The sequence below is a fragment of the Curvibacter sp. GW821-FHT09D12 genome (genome assembly GCF_059416245.1).
This window is the reverse complement of sequence record NZ_JBWKOU010000002.1, coordinates 26,008-44,651: the sequence shown is the minus strand read 5'-3', so window position 1 is coordinate 44,651 and position 18,644 is coordinate 26,008. Positions and strand designations below refer to the sequence as shown.

Here is an 18,644-nt window from a genome sequence, read left to right as displayed (position 1 = left end):
GGTCACTTGGCGTTGGAGGTCCGGCGCAGGCGCAGTGATTTGACGATGTTGCTTGTCAATTCGTTGATGCCGCGCACGCCGATGGCGAGCACGCCGCCGAGAGAGCTGAGGGGTTTGTCCTGTTGGCGCTGGCCCCAGGTGGTGACCCAGGCATCGGCGCGGGAGAAGGTCAGGGCTGCCAATTCGGCCTGCTGGGCCAGGCTCAGGTTGTCGAAACGCACACCCAGCCGTCCTTTGCCGCCGAAGGTGACAACCGCCGGGAAAACCCCTTCTTCGTCCGAGCGGAACAGCGACACCTGCAGCTTGGTGCCGGTGGGGATCTGCACCCCGTCCGGCACGGTCAGCCCCAGGCCCTGCTGCGAGAAGTCGTCGGTCTGGCAAGTCAGCACCTTGCCGTTGTCCAGGCGGATGGCTGCGGGCAGTGCGGCCGCCACCCGTGGCGTGACGCGGACCTGGCGGCTTTCACTGGCCACGGCCAGGCTGGCACTGGACAACACGATGTTGTAGGCCGTCCACAGCATGTTGATGAACAGGGTGGTGATCTCGGGGTTGTCCTGGAACACCATCTGCCACACACCGACGGCGAAGCCGAACAGGTTGGCGATCAGCAGCACCAGGTAGGGGCGGGCGATGCCCCAGTCAAAGTAGGCCTCTTCGATCACGCCCCCTTTGGCCGTCACGTTGAACTTGCCCAATTTGGGGTTGATGAAAGCCATCAGCACCGGGCGCATGATGTACCAGGCCAGCACGGATTCGTACACCTCGTTCCAGAACGAGTAGCGGTAACGGCCCTGGATGCGCGAGTTGGTGATGCTGGCGTGGGCCAGGTGAGGCAGGGCGTAGGCCGAGATCATCAGGGCCGTGGCCTGGAACACGTGGGCCCCGAACAGCAGGTAGGCCAGCGGTGCCGTCAGAAAGATCAGGCGTGGCAGGCCGTAGAAGAAGTGCAGCAGCGCATTCAGGTAGCACAGCCGCTGGCCGATCTTGAGGCCGGGGCCGAACAGGGGGTTGTCGACCCGCCCGATCTGCGCCATGCCCCGTGCCCAGCGGATGCGTTGTCCGATATGGCCTGACAGGCTTTCGGTGGCCAGGCCAGCAGCCTGCGGGATTTCAAGGTACGCCGTGTTGTAGCCCTTGCGGTGCAGCTTCAGGGCGGTGTGGGCGTCTTCGGTCACGGTCTCGATGGCCACGCCACCGATTTCCATCAGCGGTGCGCGCTTGATGACGGCACAGGAGCCACAGAAGAACGAGGCATTCCAGAGGTCGTTGCCGTCCTGCACCACGCCGTAGAACAACTCGCCCTCATTGGGGGTGCGGTGGAAGGTCTCAAGGTTTTTCTCGAAGGGGTCGGGCGAGAAGAACACGTGTGGCGTCTGCAGCATCGCCATCTTGTCGTCCTTGAGGAACCAGCCCATGCAGACCTGCAGGAAGGAGCGGGTCGGGATGTGGTCACAGTCGAAGATGGCCACATACTCGCCGTCGGTGGTCGCCAGGGCTGCATTGATGTTGCCGGCCTTGGCGTGGCGGTTGTTGCCACGGATCTTGTAGCCCACCCCCACGTCCTCGCAGAACTTGCGGAAGTCGCTGCGTCGGCCATCGTCAAGCACGTAGACCTTGAGGCGGTCGGCTGGCCAATCCAGGCTCATGGCCGAGAACACGGTCTGCTTCACCACGTCCAGCGGTTCGTTGTAGGTGGGGATGAAAACATCCACGCTGGGCCAGCTTGACGCATCGGCGGGCAGGGGCACCGGCTTGCGACCCAGAGGCCAGATGGTCTGGAAATAGCCGATCAGCAGCACGGTGAAGGCATACAGCTCAGCGGCCACCAGGCCGAAGCCGAAGAAGGCATCCAGCGGGTTTTCAAACCCCACGGTGTCGGTCAGGCGCCACCAGATGTAGCGGGTGGAGGCCGAGATCGACAGCGTCATCATGGTCAGGGTCGTCACCCGGCCCTTGGTCTTGCGCAGCAGCAGGGCCACCGCAAACGTGGTGCTCGCAAAGATGACCTGCTCGGTCAGGTCCAGCGGGACGCTGATCACCAGCAGGAACAGCAAAAAGGCCAGGATCCCGGTGGCGTACTGGGCCACCGGGTGGTTCCAGATCGGCGACTCCGTGACGCTGTTCAGAAAACGACCCCAGCGTTTGCTGGGGTCGGCCTGGGTGTCTTCGTTGGAGCCGGGCACAGCCGGTCTCGAGGGCGAGGAGGTGCTCATGCGGTGGCGGTCCTGGTGGACAGGCGCTGGGCGATTTTCTCGGCGCAGGCCCGGAAGTCGTTGGCGGCCTGGCTGCCCGATTCGTAGTCGAGCACGCACAGATCATTGGCCAGGGCGTCACCGACCGACTGATCCTGATGGATGGTGCCCACCACGCGATCGCCGAAGCTGGAACGGATCACGTTGGACACGTCCTTGGAGAGTTGACGGCTGTTGTTGGCCTGGTTGACCACGTAAAGCGCTTCAGAGAAGTTCGGCTGGCCTGTGCAGTAGGTCTGCACCAGCCGCTGCATCAGCGGCAAGGCGGCGTAGGACGCCGCGTCGGCCAGCACTACCACCAGGGCCAGGTGGGCTTCGGCCAAGGCTTGCTTGAGGTAGACCGATGGGCCCGGCGGGGTGTCCAGCAGCACCACGGCATCGGGCGGCAGATTCAAGGCCTGAAGTTGATCGCGCAGCCAGAACAGGCGAGTCTCGATCAGGTGCTCAAAACGGTCACGATCGTCTTCGTTGACGACCCCGTAGGGCAGCACATACACGCCGGTCCGGCTTTCGAACACCACGCTTTTCCAGCTCTGCTGGGCCAAGGAGGCGCGCGAGATGCCTCGGAACTCACTCGGGCTGACACCGAAGTGAAGCCCCAGGGCGTTTTGAGGGTCCAGATCCAGCACCACCACGGTGCGACCCTGGCGTGCCAGCGCACAGGCCAGATTGGCCGTGACGGTGGTCTTTCCAACCCCGCCCTTGGAGGAGACAACGGCCAGCACCTTCATGCGCCACCTCGCAGGTTCTGCCACAAGGCCGCCAGACCTGACGGTGGCGGTGGTGGCGGTGCCACTTCGGCACGACCGGCCAGGCGGTCAAAAATGCCTTGCAATTCTGTGCTTGGTGGGACGGGGGCCGCAGGCGTCGGTGCCGCTTGGATCGTTTGAGCCAGACTGGCCAGCGGCGACGTGCTGGTGAGCGCGCGGGGGGCTGGCAGTGGCGCCTGTACTGCAGCAGGGACCGTTGGCTGCGAGAACACCGGGGCCGGCCCTGCCTGCAGGGGGAGCTCTGGTGCGCGAACCGGTGCGGCAGGCACCGCCGGCGCCCAAGCCGCGGACACCGCAGGGCTGGCTGCAGCCTCTGTGGCCGTGGGGGCGGGCCAATGCATCGACGTGGGGGCCTGAACGGAAGGAGGCGCGGCCGGCGCTGGCGTGGGCACAGCTGCCACCACAGCCGCAGGTGCGGGGGCGAAGGTCGCCAGCGCAGGTGTTGGGGGCTGAGCAGGTACTGCGGCAGCGACCGGTGCGGGTGCGGGTGCGGGTGCTGGCACGGGTGCGGGTGCGGGTGTTGGCGTGCCCAATGCCAGTTCGGCTGAGCTCAGGTGCTGGCCGCTCGGCGCCAGCACTTGAACAGGGGGGGCGATGGGGGCCGGACGGAACTCGATCGGGCCAGCGGTCACGGGGGCTTCGGCTGCGGCCACGCCCGGCGCTGTGGCGGCCGTGGCCTGGCCCAACTCCAGCGCGGACAGCAGGGGCCAGCGCTTCTTGGCCTGCGCGGCTGATTGTTGTCGACTCAATTCCTGGTAGTCGTCAACTTGTCCGCCGAACTGTTGGAACAGGTTGACGATGTCTTCAGATTTGGTCATTGGGGCACTCTTTGACAGGCTTCAGGGCCTAGGGCTGGCTCAGCGGCCAAGCCGGAAACTGACGCTGCCCCAGCCGTCGGTGGCCTGGGTCTGGCTGACGACAAGGCCCGGTGCGCCCTGCTGCTCAAACCATTGCTGGTAGACCCCTTCGAGGAAACCGCTGGCCCAGTCCGTGGCCGAGGCACCAAAGGCAGAGGCCAATGGCGAGCAGAAGTGGGCGATCTCCACATGGTCGGCTTGTTGCACCAGGTTCACCCAGCCCCAGTCTAGGTCTTGCCATTGGCGCGACATGGCCGCTTGCACTCCCGCCAGCGTGGGTTGCGGGGGCAGGGGCAGTTCGGTGGCAAAGCGCAGGCCGATGCGTCGGCTCAGTGCGCGCAGATCGGCGGGGGGGAGCGCGGCGGTGAATTCAGCCGCCAGCGCGTGCAGGAAATGCCGCCATTGGCGAGCGCACTGCTGACGTGCCAAGTGCTCGGACACGTCTGTCGGTTGACCCGAATTGACATCGCTCATGGCAAAACCCTGTTCTCAAATGTTATTAGGTGTATCCGGCACCGGGGCCTTTGTCGATCCCCTACCTCAAATGGTTGCTAAATGTTAACAAAACATCCTGTTGCCACGGTGTGAAATTGGCCACGTTCTGGCCATCAGTCCACGGGGCTTTTGCGCTCACTGGGGTGATATATGATTTTTCGATACTGATTGGTGCTGATTTTCTCTTTTTATGGGGTCTTGTCGAGGCTGTTCCTGTGCCGGTCTGTATCGGGTTGCGTGACGGCCAGAGTTCACCCGCGGCAGCTTGACCCGCGGCCACTTCGGTGCGAGACGCTCTGACTCAAGTCAGTGCCGTCGGTGGCTGGTGTCAGACCACCGCGACAGGTTTTGGTGCGGTCGGGGCTGGGCCGGCAGTGCTTTGTGCCTGCTCTGGTGCATTTTTTCTGGCACGGATTTAGCTTTGGGTTTTCTGAAATTGACCATTTGGTTAGGTTTTGGATTGCCCCATGTCGTCTCTTCTGAATGAAACACCCCCCGCCCACCCGATGGCGGTGCCCACGGCGCGCCGCGCTGTGGAGGTGCGCGCCGCCAGCGTGATCTATCCGGCTGCCGACGCGCCCGTGCGTGCCCTGCAAGAGGTGGATCTCACCATCGCCCAGGGGGAGTTCGTCTCTCTGATTGGCCCCTCGGGCTGCGGCAAGACCACCTTGCTGCGTGTGATCGCCGACCTGGAGCCGATTTCGGGGGGCGAAGTATTGGTCAATGGCGTGAGCCCGCGCGAGGCGCGTCAGGCCAGGGCCTACGGTTATGTGTTCCAGGCGCCGGCCCTGTTCCCATGGCGCACCGTGCTGGCCAACGTGATGCTGCCCTTGCAGATCCAGGGCCGGGCCAAGGACGAAGCCTTGGCGGTGGCGCGTGAGCAACTGGGGCGGGTGGGCCTGGCCCAGTTCGAGAACAAATACCCCTGGCAACTGTCGGGTGGCATGCAGCAGCGGGTGTCGATTGCACGCGCCATGGCGTTCGAGCCACGCATCCTGATGATGGACGAGCCCTTCGGGGCCCTGGACGAGATCACCCGCGACGGCCTCAACGAACAATTGCAGCAGCTGTGGTGTCGCGAGCGGCGCACGGTGGTGTTTGTCACCCACTCCATCTCCGAGGCGGTGTACCTGTCCACCCGCATCGTGGTGATGTCGCCGCGCCCCGGGCGCATCGTGAAGGTGATCGAGTCGCGCCTGCCCGATGAGCGGCATCTGGGGCTGCGCGACACGCCCGAGTTCATGCAGATGGCGCACGAAGTGCGGGAGGCGCTGGCCGATGGGCACCACTGACACCCGTTGGGGCGGCTCGGTTGGCCCGGTGGCGGTGATCGTGGCGGCCATCGTGCTGCTCTGGTATGCCTTGGCCATCTGGCTGAATGCCCCCGGGGCCATCGAGCGGGTGTTGAACCCGCGCGGTGCCTGGGATTGGATCGATCTGGTGCAGACCACCTGGGCCCTGCAGCGCCCGGTGCTGCCCGCGCCGCACCAGATCGCACTGGATTTCTGGTCCAGCCTGGTGGACTGGCCGCTGGATTCGCCGCGCAACCTGATGTTCCATGTGTGGGTGACCGGCCAATCCACCCTGCTGGGCTTTGTCATGGGCACGGTGCTCGGGGGCGTGCTGGCGGTGCTGATCGTGCATTCACGCACGCTGGACCGGGCCCTGCTGCCCTGGGTGGTGGCCTCGCAGACCATTCCCGTGCTGGCGATTGCGCCGATTGTGCTGGTGATCCTGGGCAGCCTGGGCTTCAGCGGCGTGTTGCCCAAGGCCGTGATCGCCATGTACCTGTGCTTTTTCCCGGTCACGGTGGCGGCCGTGCAGGGCCTTCGCTCGCCGCAGCGCATCGAGACCGAACTGATGCACACCTATGCGGCCAGCCGATGGCAGGCCCTTTGGTTGCTGCGCCTGCCCGCCGCCTTGCCGTTTGTGTTCCCGTCGCTCAAGGTGGCCATTGCCGCCGGTCTGGTGGGCGCCATGGTGGCCGAGCTGCCCACCGGAGCCCAGGCCGGCCTGGGCGCGCGGCTGCTGACCGGCTCGTACTACGGCAACACGGTGCAGATCTGGTCTGCCCTGCTGATGTCGGCCCTGCTGGGTCTGGCCTTGTCAGGAGCGATGGCGGGCCTGGAGCAATGGGTTTTGCGCAACAGGAGGCGCTCATGACAAGCACCGCAAACATGCGCCAGGCCGGGCAGTTCACCGCGGTGGCCGCGCTGGCCTTTTGGCTGCTGTGCGCGCTGCAGCCGCTGATGGTGTTGGAAGCCGAGGGTGCCGCGCCCGCCATGTCATCGTTGCTGGCCCAGCCGGCGGCCTGGCTGGCGGCACTGCTGGGCGTGCTGGCTGCTGTTCTGGGGCTGCGCCCCAGCGGCCGTGCGGCCTCATTGGGCCTGACCGCGATGGCCGGTCTGGCCGCCATCGGTTGGTTGCAACTGCCGCCGGCACAGGCAGCCGCTTCGGCCGCGGCCGGGTTTTGGTTGGGGGCCTTGGGCCTGGGCGCGCTGGCGGTGCTGACCATCCAGCGCTGTGCAGCACTCGAAGGGCAGCGTTTCGATGCGGCGCTGGCGCCGCTGCTGTTCGGCCTGTGGGTGCTGTATGCCTGGCAGTTGCTGACCGTGGCGCTGGAGGTGCCCAGGGTGCTGTTGCCCCCGCCAGCCTTGGTGCTGGAGGCCTTGTGGACCCACGCGGCCACCTTGGGCGGCGACTTTGTGCAGACCGTGCTCAAGGCGGTGGTGGTCGGTTGGCTGCTGGGCTCGGGCCTGGGCTTTGCGGTGGCAGTGGCCATCGACCGCCAGCCTTTTTTGCAGCGTGGCCTGCTGCCGATCGCTTCGTTGACCAGCACGGTGCCTCTGGTGGGGGTGGCGCCGATTGCCGTGATGTGGTTTGGCTTTGACTGGCCGTCCAAGGCGGCGGTGGTGGTGCTGATGACCTTCTTTCCGATGCTGGTGTCCACGCTGGCAGGCCTGCAGTCGGCGGGGCGCCTGGAGCGCGAACTGATGCACAGCTACGCCGCCAGCTATGGCCGCACGCTGTGGAGCCTGCGCCTGCCCGCCGCATCGCCCTTTGTGGTGGGGGCGCTGAAGGTGAATGCCACGCTGGCCCTGATCGGCGCCATCGTGGCCGAGTTCTTCGGCTCGCCCACGGCCGGGTTGGGCTTTCGCATCTCCACCGAGGCCGCGCGCATGAACATGGCCCTGGTGTGGGGCGCGATCGCGGTGGCGGCGGTCACCGGCTCGCTGGCCTACGCCTTGCTCGTGCGTCTGGAACGCCGGGTGGCGTTCTGGCATCCCTCGGTGCGGGGCTGAGGCGGCAAGGCCTGCTGTGCATCGCTTGTTCTGTGTTCTTTCACCCCTGTCTGTCTTTTTTCATCACAAGGAGCGTCCCATGAAGAGTTCTTTTCGCTTGTCCGCTGGCGTGCTGGCAGCCCTGCTGGCCTTGGGCGGTGCCGCCGCGCACGCGGCCGACAAGGTCACGGTGCAGCTGAAGTGGGTGCCTCAGGCCCAGTTTGCGGGCTACTACGTGGCCCAGGCCAAGGGCTTCTACAAAGAGGCCGGGCTGGACGTGACCATCAAACCCGGCGGCCCCGACATCTCGCCGGTGCAGGTGATCGCGGGCAAGTCGGCCGATGCCATCGTCAACTGGATGCCCGACGCCCTGGCGGCGCGCGAGGCCGGCGTGCCTCTGGTCAACATCGCCCAGGTGTTTGACCGCTCGGGCCTGATGCTGACCTGCAAGAAGTCCAGCGGCGTGAGCAGCCCGAAAGACCTCAAGGGCAAGACCCTGGGCGTCTGGTACGGCGGCAATGAGTACCCCTTCCTGAATTGGATGGCCAAGCTGGGCTACAAGACCGACAGCGACATCAAGATCCTCAAGCAAGGCTTCAACGTCGACCCGCTGCTGCAGAACCAGGCCGCCTGCATCTCGACCATGATCTACAACGAGTACTGGCAGGTGGTGGATGCCGGCGTCAAGGAAAGCGACCTGGTGACCTTTTTCTATGAGGACCAGGGCGTGGCCTCGCTGGAAGACGGCTTGTATGTGCTCGAATCCAGCCTCAAGGACAAGGCCTTTGTGGCCAAGATGGGCAAGTTCCTGAAGGCTACCTTCAAGGGTTGGAACGAGGCCGTCAAGAACCCCGAGGAGGCCGCCAAGATCGTGGTGGCGCAAGACAGTTCGGGCAGCGCCACCGTGGCGGTGCAGAAGCGCCAGATGGAGAACGTGGCCAAGCTGATCAGCAAGGCGGGCACCGACAAGATCGGCTACCTGGACCCGGCTGCCTACGAGCGCACGGTCAAGGTCCTGCTCAACGGCGGTAGCTCGCCGGTCATCAAGAAAGACCCGGGCAAGGCCGCCTACAGCCATGTGGTGTGGGAAGCCGCCCAGCATTGACGGGCTGGTTCGGTCCCCTCCTCGGCCTGCGCATGAGCGGCAGGCCTGCCCCGCGGGCAGCGTATCCTTCGCCCCTGTGTGTTTGCACAGGCGCCCGATGGGGCGCTGCCCGCTTTTTTCCTCTGAAGAGATCCCATGCCTTCCGTCCCCAAGCTCCCGTCTGCCCCGGCGGCCTCCGCGGCCGCTGCTGATGCCGCCAAAGGCCAGATCCGACAGGCCAACGAGAGCCTGATCCTGGAGGCTGCCGAGCGCGTGTTTGCCGGTGCCGGCTTCAGCGGCGCCACCATGGCCGCCATTGCCGAAGCGGCCGACCTGCCCAAGGCCAACCTGCATTACTACTTCGGTAACAAACAAGACCTGTACCGGGCCGTGCTGGCGCGCACCCTCAGCGACTGGCTGGCGCCCACGCACGGCATCACGCCCGAGGCCGACCCCGCCACGGCCCTGGGGGATTACATCCGCGACAAGATGCGCCTGTCGCAGCAGCGCCCGCATGCCTCCAAGGTGTTCGCCAACGAGTTGCTGCATGGGGCGCCTGTGTTGCAGACCCTGCTGGAGACCGAACTGCGCGACCTGGTGCTCGAAAAGGCCGCCGTGCTCGACGGTTGGGTGGCCCAGGGCCGCATGGCGCCGGTCAGCACCGTGCACCTGTTCTTCACCATCTGGTCTGCCACCCAGACCTATGCCGACTTTGATGTGCAGATCGCTGCCGTGCTGGGGCGCAGCGCCCTCACGCCCAAGGACTATGCCGAGGCCACCGAACATGTGGTGGGGCTGGTGCTGCGAGGGTGTGGATTGACGCCCCCCTGAGGGGGCGACGCTTCAGCCCGCCCGCTCCAGCATGGCCTGCAGCAGCACGTTGCAGCCCGCGGTGATGTGCTCGGGCTTGGCGTCCTCGATCTCGTTGTGGCTGATGCCATCTTTGCAGGGGATGAAGATCATGCCCGTGGGCGCCAGCTTGGCCATGTAGACGGCATCGTGGCCCGCGCCTGACACGGCGGGCATGTGGCTGTAGCCCAGGCGCTCGGCGGCGCGCTGCACCGCATTCACGCAGTCGGCGTGGAAGGGCTGGGCCGGGTAGTGCGACACCAGTTCGACCTCGATCTTCAGCCCGGTCTCGGCGACCACCTGGGCCGCGTAGGCGCGGATGTCGGCGTCCATCTGGTCGACCAGGGCGTCGGTGCTGTTGCGCAGGTCCATCGAGAACTTGACCCGGCCCGGGATCACGTTGCGGCTGTTGGGGTGCACGTTGACCATGCCCACGGTGCCACGCCCGTGCGGGGCGTAGCGGTTGCCGATGGCCACCACCTCTTGCATCACGCGGGTAGCGACCTGCAGCGCGTCCTTGCGCAGGCCCATGGGGGTGGGGCCGGCGTGGGCTTCCATGCCGGTCACGGTGCAGTCGTACCAGCGGATGCCCAGCACCGCGCTGACCACGCCGATGGTCTTGTCGTGGTCCTCCAGCACCGGGCCCTGCTCGATGTGGGTCTCGAAGTAGGCGCCGATGGGGTGCTGGCCCGGCACCTGGTCCCCGATGTAGCCGATGCGGGCCAACTCGTCCTTGACGCTCTTGCCCTCGGTGTCGGTGGCGGCGTAGGCGTGCTCCAGGGTGAAGGCGCCGGCGAACACGCCCGAGCCCATCATCACGGGCACGAAGCGCGAGCCCTCTTCGTTGGTCCAGAAGGCGACCTCGATCGGGGCCTCGGTCTGGATGCCGTGGTCATTGAGGGTGCGCACCACCTCCAGGCCGGCCAGCACGCCGTAATTGCCGTCGAACTTGCCGCCGGTGGGCTGGGTGTCGATGTGGCTGCCGGTCATGACGGGGGGCAGGTTGTTGTTGCGGCCGGGGCGGCGCATGAACACGTTGCCGATCTGGTCGACAGTGATGCTCAGGCCGGCCTCGCGGGCCCAGCCCACGACCAGGTCACGGCCCTGGCGGTCGAGCTCGGTCAGGGCCAGGCGGCACACGCCGCCCTTGTCGGTGCCGCCGATGCGGGCCAGGGTCATCAGGCTGTCCCACAGGCGTTCGCCGTTGATGCGCAGGGCCTCGGTGGGGGGCAGAAGGTCTTTCGGGTTCATGGGGGGTACTCCTTTCAGCGGGTCACGGCGGTGGGCTTGGCCAGGGCGGCCTTGCGGCCCAGGGCGTCAAAAGTGGGGCCGAAGGGCGGGCGCTTCAGGTAGCGGCCGCTGCCGCGCTCCACGCGCAAGTCGCCTTGCACATAGACCAGGCGGCCCTGGCTGATGGTGTGGCTGGGCACGCCGGTCACGGTCTTGCCTTCGAAGATGTTGTAGTCGCCCAGTGAGTGCTGGGTCTTGACCGACAGGGTCTTGGTGGCGGCGGGGTCCCAGACCACCAGGTCGGCATCGGCGCCGGCGGCCACGCAGCCTTTGCGGGGGTACAGGTTGAACAGCTTGGCCGCGTTGGCCGAGGTCACGGCGACAAACTCGCTGGGGGTCAGGCGGCCGCTGTTCACGCCCTCATCCCACAGCACGGCCAGGCGTTCCTCGACACCCCCGGTGCCGTTCGGGATCTTGCTGAAATCGGCCTTGCCCATGGCTTTTTGCTCGGCGCAGAAGGTGCAGTGGTCGGTGGCGGTGGTGTGCAGGTGGCCGGCCTGCAGGCCGCGCCACAGCGCCTGTTGGTGGCTTTTTTCACGGAAGGGCGGGCTCATCACATGGGCAGCGGCCACGTCGTAGCTGGGGTGGCGGTACACGCTGTCGTCCACCACCAGGTGGCCGGCCAGCACCTCGCCGTACACGCGTTGGCCCTTGGCGCGGGCACGGGCGATGGCCTCGGCCGATTCGGCGCAGGACACGTGCACCACATAGATCGGCACGTTGAGCACGTCGGCGATGGCGATGGCGCGCTGGGCCGCCTCGGCCTCGACGGCGGGTGGGCGTGACAGTGGGTGGCCTTCGGGGCCGGTGATGCCCTGGTTCTTCATCTCCTGCTGCAGCAGGAAGACCAGCTCGCCGTTTTCGGCGTGCACGGTGGGCATGGCGCCCAGCTCCAGTGCGCGGCGGAAGCTGTTCACCAGGGTTTCGTCGTCGCACATGATGGCGTTCTTGTAGGCCATGAAGTGCTTGAAGCTGTTCACGCCCTCGTCGCGCACCAGGGTGCCCATGTCGGCGTGCACGCTGTCGCCCCACCAGGTGATGGCCACGTGAAAGCCATAGTCGGCGCAGGATTTCTCGGCCCAGCCGCGCCAGGTCTTGTAGGCGTCGAGCAGCGGCTGCTGCGGGTCGGGGATCACGAAGTCGATGATGCTGGTGGTGCCGCCCGCCAGCGCGGCCGCGGTGCCGCTGAAGAAGTCGTCGCGCGTGACCGTGCCCATGAAGGGCAGTTGCATGTGGGTGTGCGGGTCGATGCCGCCCGGCATCACGTACTGGCCGCCGGCATCGACCACGGTGGCGCCGGCGGGGGCCTGCAGGCCCTCACCCACAGCCACGATCTGGCCGTCCTGGCACAACACATCGGCACGAAAGCTGCGGTCGGCGTTGACGACGGTACCGCCTCGGATCAACAAGGCTGAGGTCTGGGCTGTGTTCATGAGCAAGTCTCTCCATCAAAAATGCCGCACGGGCTGGCGGCGTGCCAGGCCGGGGCCGCACCAGGCCCCGGCAAGAGGGGCCTCAGACCCGGCGGCGCACCAGACCCACGGACTGGGTTCTGCCTGCCATGCCAAGTCGGTAGACCACGGATGCAATTCCCAGGCCTGCAAACCAGGCATAGGCATACAGTTGTTTGAAGCCCTCGGCCACATCGGGGAAGGTGCTGGGGAAGGCCGCATTCAGAAAGCCGGGCACATTGGGCGCCACGCCGGCGGCAAAGGCCAGCACGGCGATCCAGTTCCAGCCGCCGCTGTAGCGGTAGCGGCCGTTGTCGTCGTACAGCTCGCTCACCGCCAGCTCGGTGCGGCGCAGCAGGTAGTAGTCGACCATCAGGATGCCGGCCACCGGCCCGAGCAGGGCCGAGTAGCCGATCAGCCAGGTGAAGATGTAGCCCTGGGTGGACTCCAGGATCTTCCAGGGCATCATCACGATGGCGATGCCCACGGTGATATAGCCGCCGGTGCGGTAGCTGATGCGGGCCGGGTGCAGGGCCGAGAAGTCGTAGGCCGGGCCCACCAGGTTGGCCGCCAGGTTCACGCTGACGGTGTCGATCAGCAGCACCAGCAGGGCGATCAGCACGGCCGCGCCGGTCATGCGGCTGGCCAGGTCGACCGGGTCCCACAGCGCCTTGCCATAGATGACCACGGTGGCCGAGGTGACGAACACCGCCATGGCGGCCAGCAGGCCCATGGGCAGGGGCAGGCCCAGGGCCTGGCCGATGACCTGATCGCGCTGGGTGCGCGCGAAGCGGGTGAAGTCGGGGATGTTCAGCGCCAGCGTGGCCCAGAAGCCCACCATGGCGGTCAGCGAGGGCCAGAACACGGCCTGAAACTGACCGGCCTTCTTGCCGCCCGCTTCAAATTGAGAGGGTTGGTCCAGGATGGGGCCGAAGCCGCCCGCCTTCTGGTAGGCCCAGACCAGCAGCACGCCGCAGATCACGATCTTGATTGGGGCCGTCCAGGTCTCCAGCTTGCGGATCGATTCGATGCCGTGCACCACGAAATAGAACTGGATGGCCCAGAACAGCAGGAAGCACACCAGTTGGCCCAGGTTGATGCCCAGGCCGGGCAGCTTGTCGCCCTCCAGCGGGTGGCCGATCAGCACGCCCGCCAGGGTGTAGATCATCATGCCGCCGAACCAGGTCTGGATGCCGTACCAGCCGCAGGCCACCAGGGCGCGCAGCAGGGCCGGCAGCTTGGCGCCACGCGTGCCAAAGGAGGCCCGTGCCAGCACGGCGTACGGAATGCCATGCTTGGCGCCCGCATGGCCGATCAGCAGCATGGGCAGCAGCACGATCAGGTTGCCCAGGAACACCGTGCCCACCGCCTGGGACCAGGACATGCCGGCCTCGATCAGGCTGGCGGCCAGGGTGTAGGCCGGGATGCACATCACCATGCCCACCCACAGGGCGGCAAAGTGCATCCAGCGCCAGGTGCGCTGGTGCGCCTGGGTGGGGGCCAGGTCTTCGTTCCACAGGTCGCCCGGGTGGGCGTCGGCTTGTCTCGGGGTCATGCGCTTGTCTCCTCGTGGGGGTGGATGAGGTGGGTGCGGCCAGCCGCTGGAGCCAGTGAGCATGCGCGCCGCTCACCACCCCGGGCCAGCCTGCCCCACCTGCTTGGGGGCGTCTTTGGAATAGGTCTCAGGCGGTGACGCGCATCGGGTTGTTCGGATGCGCGGTCCAGTTCAGGGGCTCGGCACTCACGGGCTTGCCCGTGCGCAGGTCGATTTCGCCGGGGGCCAGGTCCTTGAGCGTGATGCAGTCGTCCACGGGGCACACCGACACGCACAGGTTGCAGCCCACGCATTCCTCTTCCTTGACCTCGAAGTGGCGCTTGCCGTCCTTGGTGGCGGTGATGGCCTGATGGGAGGTGTCTTCGCAGACCACATGGCAGCGCCCGCATTCAATGCACTTGTCGGTGTCGATGACGGCTTTGCTGATGTGGTTGAGGTTGAGGAAGCGCCAGTCGCTGACCGTGGGCACGGCGCGGCCGGTGATCTCGGCCACCGAGGTGATCCCCATGTCGTCCATGTAGTTGGACAGGCCGCTGGCCATGTCCTGCACGATCTTGAAGCCGTACACCATGGCGGCGGTGCACACCTGCACGCTGCCGGCACCCAGGGCCAGGAAGTCAAGCGCGTCGCGCCAGGTGCCGATGCCGCCGATGCCCGAGATGGGGATGCCGGCGGTCTCGGCGTCGCGGGCGATCTCGGCCACCATGTTCAGGGCGATGGGGCGCACCGCCGGGCCGCAGTAGCCGCCGTGCGAGCCCTTGCCCGCCGTGCTGGGCACCATGGTCAGGGTACGCGGGTCCACGCCCATGATGGAGTTGATGGTGTTGATCAGCGACACCGCATCGGCCCCGCCGGCCTTGGCGGCCCGCGCCGGGTAGCGCACGTCGGTGATGTTGGGGGTGAGCTTCACGATCACGGGCATCTTCGAATAGTGCTTGCACCACTCGGTCACCATCTGGATGTACTCGGGCACCTGACCCACGGCCGCGCCCATGCCGCGCTCGCTCATGCCGTGCGGGCAGCCGAAGTTCAGCTCAATGCCATCCGCCCCGGTGTCTTCCACCTGGGGCAGGATCGCCTTCCACGATGACTCTTGGCAGGGCACCATCAGCGACACCACCATGGCCCGGTCGGGGAAGGCGCGTTTGACCTCGCGGATCTCGCGCAGGTTGGTGGCCAGCGGGCGGTCGGAGATCAGCTCGATGTTGTTGAAGCCCAGCACCTTGCGGTCGGGCGACAGCAGGGCGCTGTAGCGCGGGCCGTGCACGTTCACCACCGGTGGGTCTTCGCCCAGGGTTTTCCAGACCACGCCGCCCCAGCCGGCCTCGAAGGCGCGCAGCACGTTGACGGCTTTGTCGGTGGGCGGCGCAGAAGCCAGCCAGAAGGGGTTGGGGCTCTTGATGCCCGCGAAGTCAATGCTCAGGTCAGCCATGTCGGTTTCCTTGGGGCTCAGGCGTTGGAAGAAGAAAGGGTGCTGTGGATGGCGAGGGCGGCCTGTTTGCCGTCTTCGACCGCCTCGACCGTGAGGTCGCGGCCGCCGCCCACGCAGTCGCCGCCGGCCCAGACGCCGGCCAGGCTGGTACGGCCCTGGGCATTCACGGCGATGCGGCCGGCTTCGAGCTGCAGGTTTTGCAGCCAGGGAGCCGTCGCCAGCTTCTGGCCGACGGCCTGCAGCACAGTGTCGGCAGCCCGGATTTCAAAGACGCCCGTGCCTTGCAGGCGGCCATCGACCAGTTGCTGGCGCTCGAAGCGCACGGCCCGCACGGCGCCTTGCTCGCCTTCGAAGGCCACCGGGGCCAGCCAGTGCTCGATCACCACGCCATTCGTTTTGGCCCAGGTCTGTTCGTCCTCCGAGGCACCCATGGCCTCGGGGCCGCGGCGGTACACCATGTGCACCTCGCTGGCGCCCAGCAGGCGCGACTGCACCGAGGCGTCGACCGCGGTCATGCCGCCCCCGATCACCACCACGCGGCGGCCCACGGGCAGGGTGGAGAGGTCGGTGCACTGGCGCAGCTCGGCAATGAAGTCGACCGCATCACGGATGCCGGCGAGCGTGCTGCCGGGCAGCGCGGGCTGGTTGACGGCGCCCAGGCCGATGCCCAGGAAAACCGCGTCGAAGTCGGCGCGCAGGGTGTCCAGCTGGGCTGCCGATTCGAGCTTCCAAGCGGTCTGGATCGTGATGCCGCCGATGCCCAGCAGCCAGTCGATCTCGCGTTGGGCAAAGTTGTCGGCGGTCTTGTAGGTGGCCAGGCCGTATTCATTGAGGCCGCCGGGCTTGGCGTGGGCGTCGAACACGGTCACGTCGTGGCCCTTCAGGGCCAGGCCGTGGGCGCAGGCCAGGCCGGCCGGGCCGGCACCCACCACGGCCACCTTCTTGCCGGTGGCCGGGGCGCGCTGGAACAGGGCGCTCTGCGGCAGGTGCATCACGGCGTCCACCGCGTGGCGCTGCAGTTTGCCGATGGCCACCGGCACGCCCTGCTGGGTGTTGCGCACGCACACGGCCTCGCACAGCTCTTCGGTGGGGCAGACGCGGGCACACATGCCGCCCAGCGGGTTGGCGCTCAGGATGGCCTGGGCGGCGCCCCGCACATTGCCCTGGCTGATGCGGTGAATGAAGCTGGGCACATCGATGCTGGTGGGGCAGGCGGTGGCGCAGGGGGCGTCGTAGCAGTAGAGGCAGCGCTCGGCCTCCAGCACGGCCTGCTGTGCCGTGAAGGGATCGCCCGCGTCCGCAAAGCGCTGGGCATAGTCGGCTGGGGCGAGCCGCCCTGCCTGGATGTCGGGGCCGGTGGTCGGTGTCTGGGTCACGGGGGCAACTCCTGTTTTGATCGTCAAAAGCTGATCAAATGGTCAGCTTTTTTCATGATGCAACAGGTGTGCCAGGTTTGTGATGCGGGTTTGCACCATGTCGGCGCGACACGAGACCCGCAGCCTCAGCGCGAGGCGGCGCAGGTGTTTGAAGTTGGGGCGCTCGGCACCGCGGCGGTGCGCGTGGTCGCGACCGCTCCGTGTTTCAACGGCTCGGCAGCTCAGGTGGTGGGTGTGGTGCCGGCGAGGCGCACTCGCCGGGCGGTCAAGCCTGGGCTGCGGAGATGATCCCGCCGCCCAGACAGACTTCGCCGTCGTACAGCACGGCGCTCTGGCCAGGGGTCACGGCCCATTGCAGCTCGGTGAAGTTCAGGCCGAAGGTCTCGGCCGTCGTGCCGGGTTCGAAGGTGCAGGCGGCATCGGCCTGCCGATAGCGCGTCTTGGCGCCCAGCCCTGCTTGAGCCGGGGGCTCGCCGGCCACCCAACTGGCGTTGTCGGCCTGCAGGCTGCGGTATTGCAGCCAGGGGTGATCGTGGCCTTGCACCACCCACAGCGTGTTGTTGGGGATGTCCTTGCGGGCCACGAACCAGGGGGAATGGTCGCCGCTGCCGCGCTGGGCACCCTTTTCCTTCACGCCGCCGATGCCCAGGCCCTGGCGCTGGCCCAGGGTGTAAAACGACAGGCCCACATGGGTGCCCAGTTTGCGGCCACGCTCGTCCTTGATGGGGCCGGGCTCGCGGGAGATGTAGCGGTTCAGAAACTCGCGGAACGGTCGCTCGCCGATGAAGCAGATGCCGGTCGAGTCCTTCTTCTTGGCATTGGGCAAACCGATTTCTTCGGCGATGCGCCGCACCTCGGTCTTGCGCAGCTCGCCGACCGGAAACAGCGTTTTGCTGATCTGGGCCTGGTTCAGGCGGTGCAGAAAGTAGCTTTGGTCCTTGGCCGGATCGAGGCCCTTGAGCAGCGCATGCTTTTTCGTGGCCGGGTTGAAGCGGGCGCGGGCGTAATGGCCCGTGGCGATGCGGTCGGCCCCCAGACGCATGGCGTGGTCGAGAAAGGCCTTGAATTTGATCTCGGCGTTGCACAGCACGTCGGGGTTGGGGGTGCGGCCGGCCTGGTACTCGGTCAGGAACTCGGCAAAGACGCGGTCCTTGTATTCGGCGGCGAAGTTGACGTGTTCGATCTCGATGCCCAGCACATCGGCCACGCTGGCCGCGTCGAGAAAATCCTGCCGGCTGGAGCAGAACTCGCTGTCGTCGTCATCTTCCCAGTTCTTCATGAAGATGCCGATGACCTCGTGGCCTTGCTGTTTGAGCAGGTGCGCCGTGACGGCGGAGTCCACCCCGCCACTCAGGCCCACCACGATGCGTTGTTTGTTCATAGCCCCGGGATTATCCCCGCCGGGGCCATGGGCTGTCCGCGTCAGGGTCAAGGCGGGGGCGTCTGCAGCACCGTCTCGTCGGTGTAGACCATGTCCAGCGGGTAGCGCTTGCCGGCCAGGTAGTCGTCCAGGCAGCGCAAAAGCAGCGGACTGCGGTGCCGGTGCTGGTTGGCGCGGATCTCTTCGGGCGTCATCCACAGGGCGCGCACGATGCCCTCGTCAAGCGCCATGCCGGGGACTTCGTCTCCGACGGTGCCACAAAATGCAAAGCGCATGTAAGTGATGTCTTCACCCGTGGATTTCTTGCGGAAGCGTGACAGGTAGATGCCCACCAGAGCGGTCGGTTTGAAGTGGTGAGCGGTCTCTTCCAGGGCTTCGCGGGCGCAGCCATCGGCGGGCGATTCGCCGGGATCGAGGTGGCCAGCCGGGTTGTTCAGCTTGAGGCCGGAGTCGGTGTGTTCTTCGACCAGCAGGAATTTGCCGTCGCGCTCCATCAGGGCGGCCACCGTGACACTGGGTTTCCAACGGATTTTCATCCCGCCATTATTCCCGGGCGATGTGACGTCGCTCT

The 18,644-nt window shown here is 66.5% G+C and carries 16 protein-coding genes; 5 read left to right on the top strand and 11 right to left on the bottom strand.

From position 1 onward, the window contains the following. Positions 1-2: 2 nt before the first annotated feature. Genes bcsA through bcsD form a run of 4 tightly spaced genes read right to left on the bottom strand, consistent with a single transcriptional unit; the run spans position 3 to position 4,353 of the window. Complete coding sequence (gene bcsA, locus AC07PT_RS02805) at positions 3-2,213, bottom strand: UDP-forming cellulose synthase catalytic subunit (protein ID WP_492349960.1); 2,211 nt, start codon at positions 2,211-2,213, stop codon at positions 3-5. Further along, complete coding sequence (gene bcsQ / locus AC07PT_RS02800) at positions 2,210-2,983, bottom strand: cellulose biosynthesis protein BcsQ (protein WP_492349961.1); 774 nt, start codon at positions 2,981-2,983, stop codon at positions 2,210-2,212. Before bcsQ ends, bcsA begins: the two co-directional genes overlap by 4 nt. Continuing rightward, entirely contained in the window at positions 2,980-3,840 is an 861-nt protein-coding gene (gene bcsP / locus AC07PT_RS02795; protein WP_494655707.1) for a cellulose biosynthesis protein BcsP, read from the bottom strand. Before bcsP ends, bcsQ begins: the two co-directional genes overlap by 4 nt. Before the next feature lie 39 nt (positions 3,841-3,879). Next, entirely contained in the window at positions 3,880-4,353 is a 474-nt protein-coding gene (bcsD, locus tag AC07PT_RS02790; RefSeq protein ID WP_492349963.1) for a cellulose biosynthesis protein BcsD, read from the bottom strand. A 488-nt stretch (positions 4,354-4,841) separates the two neighbouring features. Between bcsD and AC07PT_RS02785 the strand changes: the two genes are divergently transcribed. The 5 genes from AC07PT_RS02785 to AC07PT_RS02765 all read left to right on the top strand — a co-directional run bounded on the left by AC07PT_RS02785 (position 4,842) and on the right by AC07PT_RS02765 (position 9,570). After that, positions 4,842-5,666 (top strand): ABC transporter ATP-binding protein, encoded by an 825-nt coding sequence (locus tag AC07PT_RS02785; RefSeq protein ID WP_492349964.1) that lies wholly within the window; start codon positions 4,842-4,844, stop codon positions 5,664-5,666. Further along, entirely contained in the window at positions 5,653-6,537 is an 885-nt protein-coding gene (locus AC07PT_RS02780; protein ID WP_492349965.1) for an ABC transporter permease, read from the top strand. The genes AC07PT_RS02785 and AC07PT_RS02780 overlap by 14 nt, the downstream gene beginning before the upstream one ends. Continuing rightward, on the top strand, positions 6,534-7,676 hold the full coding sequence (locus tag AC07PT_RS02775; RefSeq protein WP_494655706.1) for an ABC transporter permease: 1,143 nt from the start codon (positions 6,534-6,536) through the stop codon (positions 7,674-7,676). Before AC07PT_RS02780 ends, AC07PT_RS02775 begins: the two co-directional genes overlap by 4 nt. A 79-nt stretch (positions 7,677-7,755) precedes the next feature. Next, positions 7,756-8,760 (top strand): ABC transporter substrate-binding protein, encoded by a 1,005-nt coding sequence (locus AC07PT_RS02770; protein ID WP_492349967.1) that lies wholly within the window; start codon positions 7,756-7,758, stop codon positions 8,758-8,760. A gap of 135 nt (positions 8,761-8,895) precedes the next feature. Next, a complete protein-coding gene (locus AC07PT_RS02765) occupies positions 8,896-9,570 on the top strand; it encodes a TetR/AcrR family transcriptional regulator (RefSeq protein WP_494655705.1) in 675 nt (224 codons plus the stop codon). A gap of 12 nt (positions 9,571-9,582) precedes the next feature. Here the strand turns inward: AC07PT_RS02765 and AC07PT_RS02760 are convergent, their stop codons facing one another. From AC07PT_RS02760 to AC07PT_RS02730, 7 genes are all read right to left on the bottom strand, one after another. Continuing rightward, entirely contained in the window at positions 9,583-10,839 is a 1,257-nt protein-coding gene (locus AC07PT_RS02760; RefSeq protein WP_494655704.1) for a Zn-dependent hydrolase, read from the bottom strand. 14 nt (positions 10,840-10,853) lie between these two features. Next, entirely contained in the window at positions 10,854-12,311 is a 1,458-nt protein-coding gene (gene hydA, locus AC07PT_RS02755) for a dihydropyrimidinase (protein WP_492350644.1), read from the bottom strand. A gap of 82 nt (positions 12,312-12,393) precedes the next feature. Continuing rightward, positions 12,394-13,884 carry an NCS1 family nucleobase:cation symporter-1 gene (locus AC07PT_RS02750; RefSeq protein WP_492350645.1) on the bottom strand — a complete coding sequence of 497 codons (1,491 nt, stop codon included), beginning with the start codon at positions 13,882-13,884 and terminating at the stop codon, positions 12,394-12,396. A 127-nt stretch (positions 13,885-14,011) separates the two neighbouring features. Further along, on the bottom strand, positions 14,012-15,316 hold the full coding sequence (gene preA / locus AC07PT_RS02745) for an NAD-dependent dihydropyrimidine dehydrogenase subunit PreA (protein WP_492350646.1): 1,305 nt from the start codon (positions 15,314-15,316) through the stop codon (positions 14,012-14,014). A gap of 17 nt (positions 15,317-15,333) precedes the next feature. Next, a complete protein-coding gene (locus AC07PT_RS02740; RefSeq protein ID WP_494655703.1) occupies positions 15,334-16,692 on the bottom strand; it encodes an NAD(P)-dependent oxidoreductase in 1,359 nt (452 codons plus the stop codon). A gap of 265 nt (positions 16,693-16,957) precedes the next feature. Then, positions 16,958-18,073: a tRNA 2-thiouridine(34) synthase MnmA gene (gene mnmA / locus AC07PT_RS02735; protein WP_494655702.1), complete on the bottom strand. Its 1,116-nt coding sequence runs from the start codon at positions 18,071-18,073 to the stop codon at positions 16,958-16,960. 47 nt (positions 18,074-18,120) lie between these two features. After that, positions 18,121-18,609: an NUDIX hydrolase gene (locus AC07PT_RS02730; RefSeq protein ID WP_492350649.1), complete on the bottom strand. Its 489-nt coding sequence runs from the start codon at positions 18,607-18,609 to the stop codon at positions 18,121-18,123. Positions 18,610-18,644 lie beyond the last annotated feature (35 nt).

Excerpts from the sequence above, each read along its gene's own strand:
- bcsA (WP_492349960.1), bottom strand. The coding sequence starts at position 2,213 with ATGAGCACCTCCTCGCCCTCGAGACCGGCTGTGCCCGGCTCCAACGAA.
- bcsQ (WP_492349961.1), bottom strand. The coding sequence starts at position 2,983 with ATGAAGGTGCTGGCCGTTGTCTCCTCCAAGGGCGGGGTTGGAAAGACC.
- bcsP (WP_494655707.1), bottom strand. The coding sequence starts at position 3,840 with ATGACCAAATCTGAAGACATCGTCAACCTGTTCCAACAGTTCGGCGGA.
- bcsD (WP_492349963.1), bottom strand. The coding sequence starts at position 4,353 with ATGAGCGATGTCAATTCGGGTCAACCGACAGACGTGTCCGAGCACTTG.
- AC07PT_RS02785 (WP_492349964.1), top strand. The coding sequence starts at position 4,842 with ATGTCGTCTCTTCTGAATGAAACACCCCCCGCCCACCCGATGGCGGTG.
- AC07PT_RS02780 (WP_492349965.1), top strand. The coding sequence starts at position 5,653 with ATGGGCACCACTGACACCCGTTGGGGCGGCTCGGTTGGCCCGGTGGCG.
- AC07PT_RS02775 (WP_494655706.1), top strand. The coding sequence starts at position 6,534 with ATGACAAGCACCGCAAACATGCGCCAGGCCGGGCAGTTCACCGCGGTG.
- AC07PT_RS02770 (WP_492349967.1), top strand. The coding sequence starts at position 7,756 with ATGAAGAGTTCTTTTCGCTTGTCCGCTGGCGTGCTGGCAGCCCTGCTG.
- AC07PT_RS02765 (WP_494655705.1), top strand. The coding sequence starts at position 8,896 with ATGCCTTCCGTCCCCAAGCTCCCGTCTGCCCCGGCGGCCTCCGCGGCC.
- AC07PT_RS02760 (WP_494655704.1), bottom strand. The coding sequence starts at position 10,839 with ATGAACCCGAAAGACCTTCTGCCCCCCACCGAGGCCCTGCGCATCAAC.
- hydA (WP_492350644.1), bottom strand. The coding sequence starts at position 12,311 with ATGAACACAGCCCAGACCTCAGCCTTGTTGATCCGAGGCGGTACCGTC.
- AC07PT_RS02750 (WP_492350645.1), bottom strand. The coding sequence starts at position 13,884 with ATGACCCCGAGACAAGCCGACGCCCACCCGGGCGACCTGTGGAACGAA.
- preA (WP_492350646.1), bottom strand. The coding sequence starts at position 15,316 with ATGGCTGACCTGAGCATTGACTTCGCGGGCATCAAGAGCCCCAACCCC.
- mnmA (WP_494655702.1), bottom strand. The coding sequence starts at position 18,073 with ATGAACAAACAACGCATCGTGGTGGGCCTGAGTGGCGGGGTGGACTCC.
- AC07PT_RS02730 (WP_492350649.1), bottom strand. The coding sequence starts at position 18,609 with ATGAAAATCCGTTGGAAACCCAGTGTCACGGTGGCCGCCCTGATGGAG.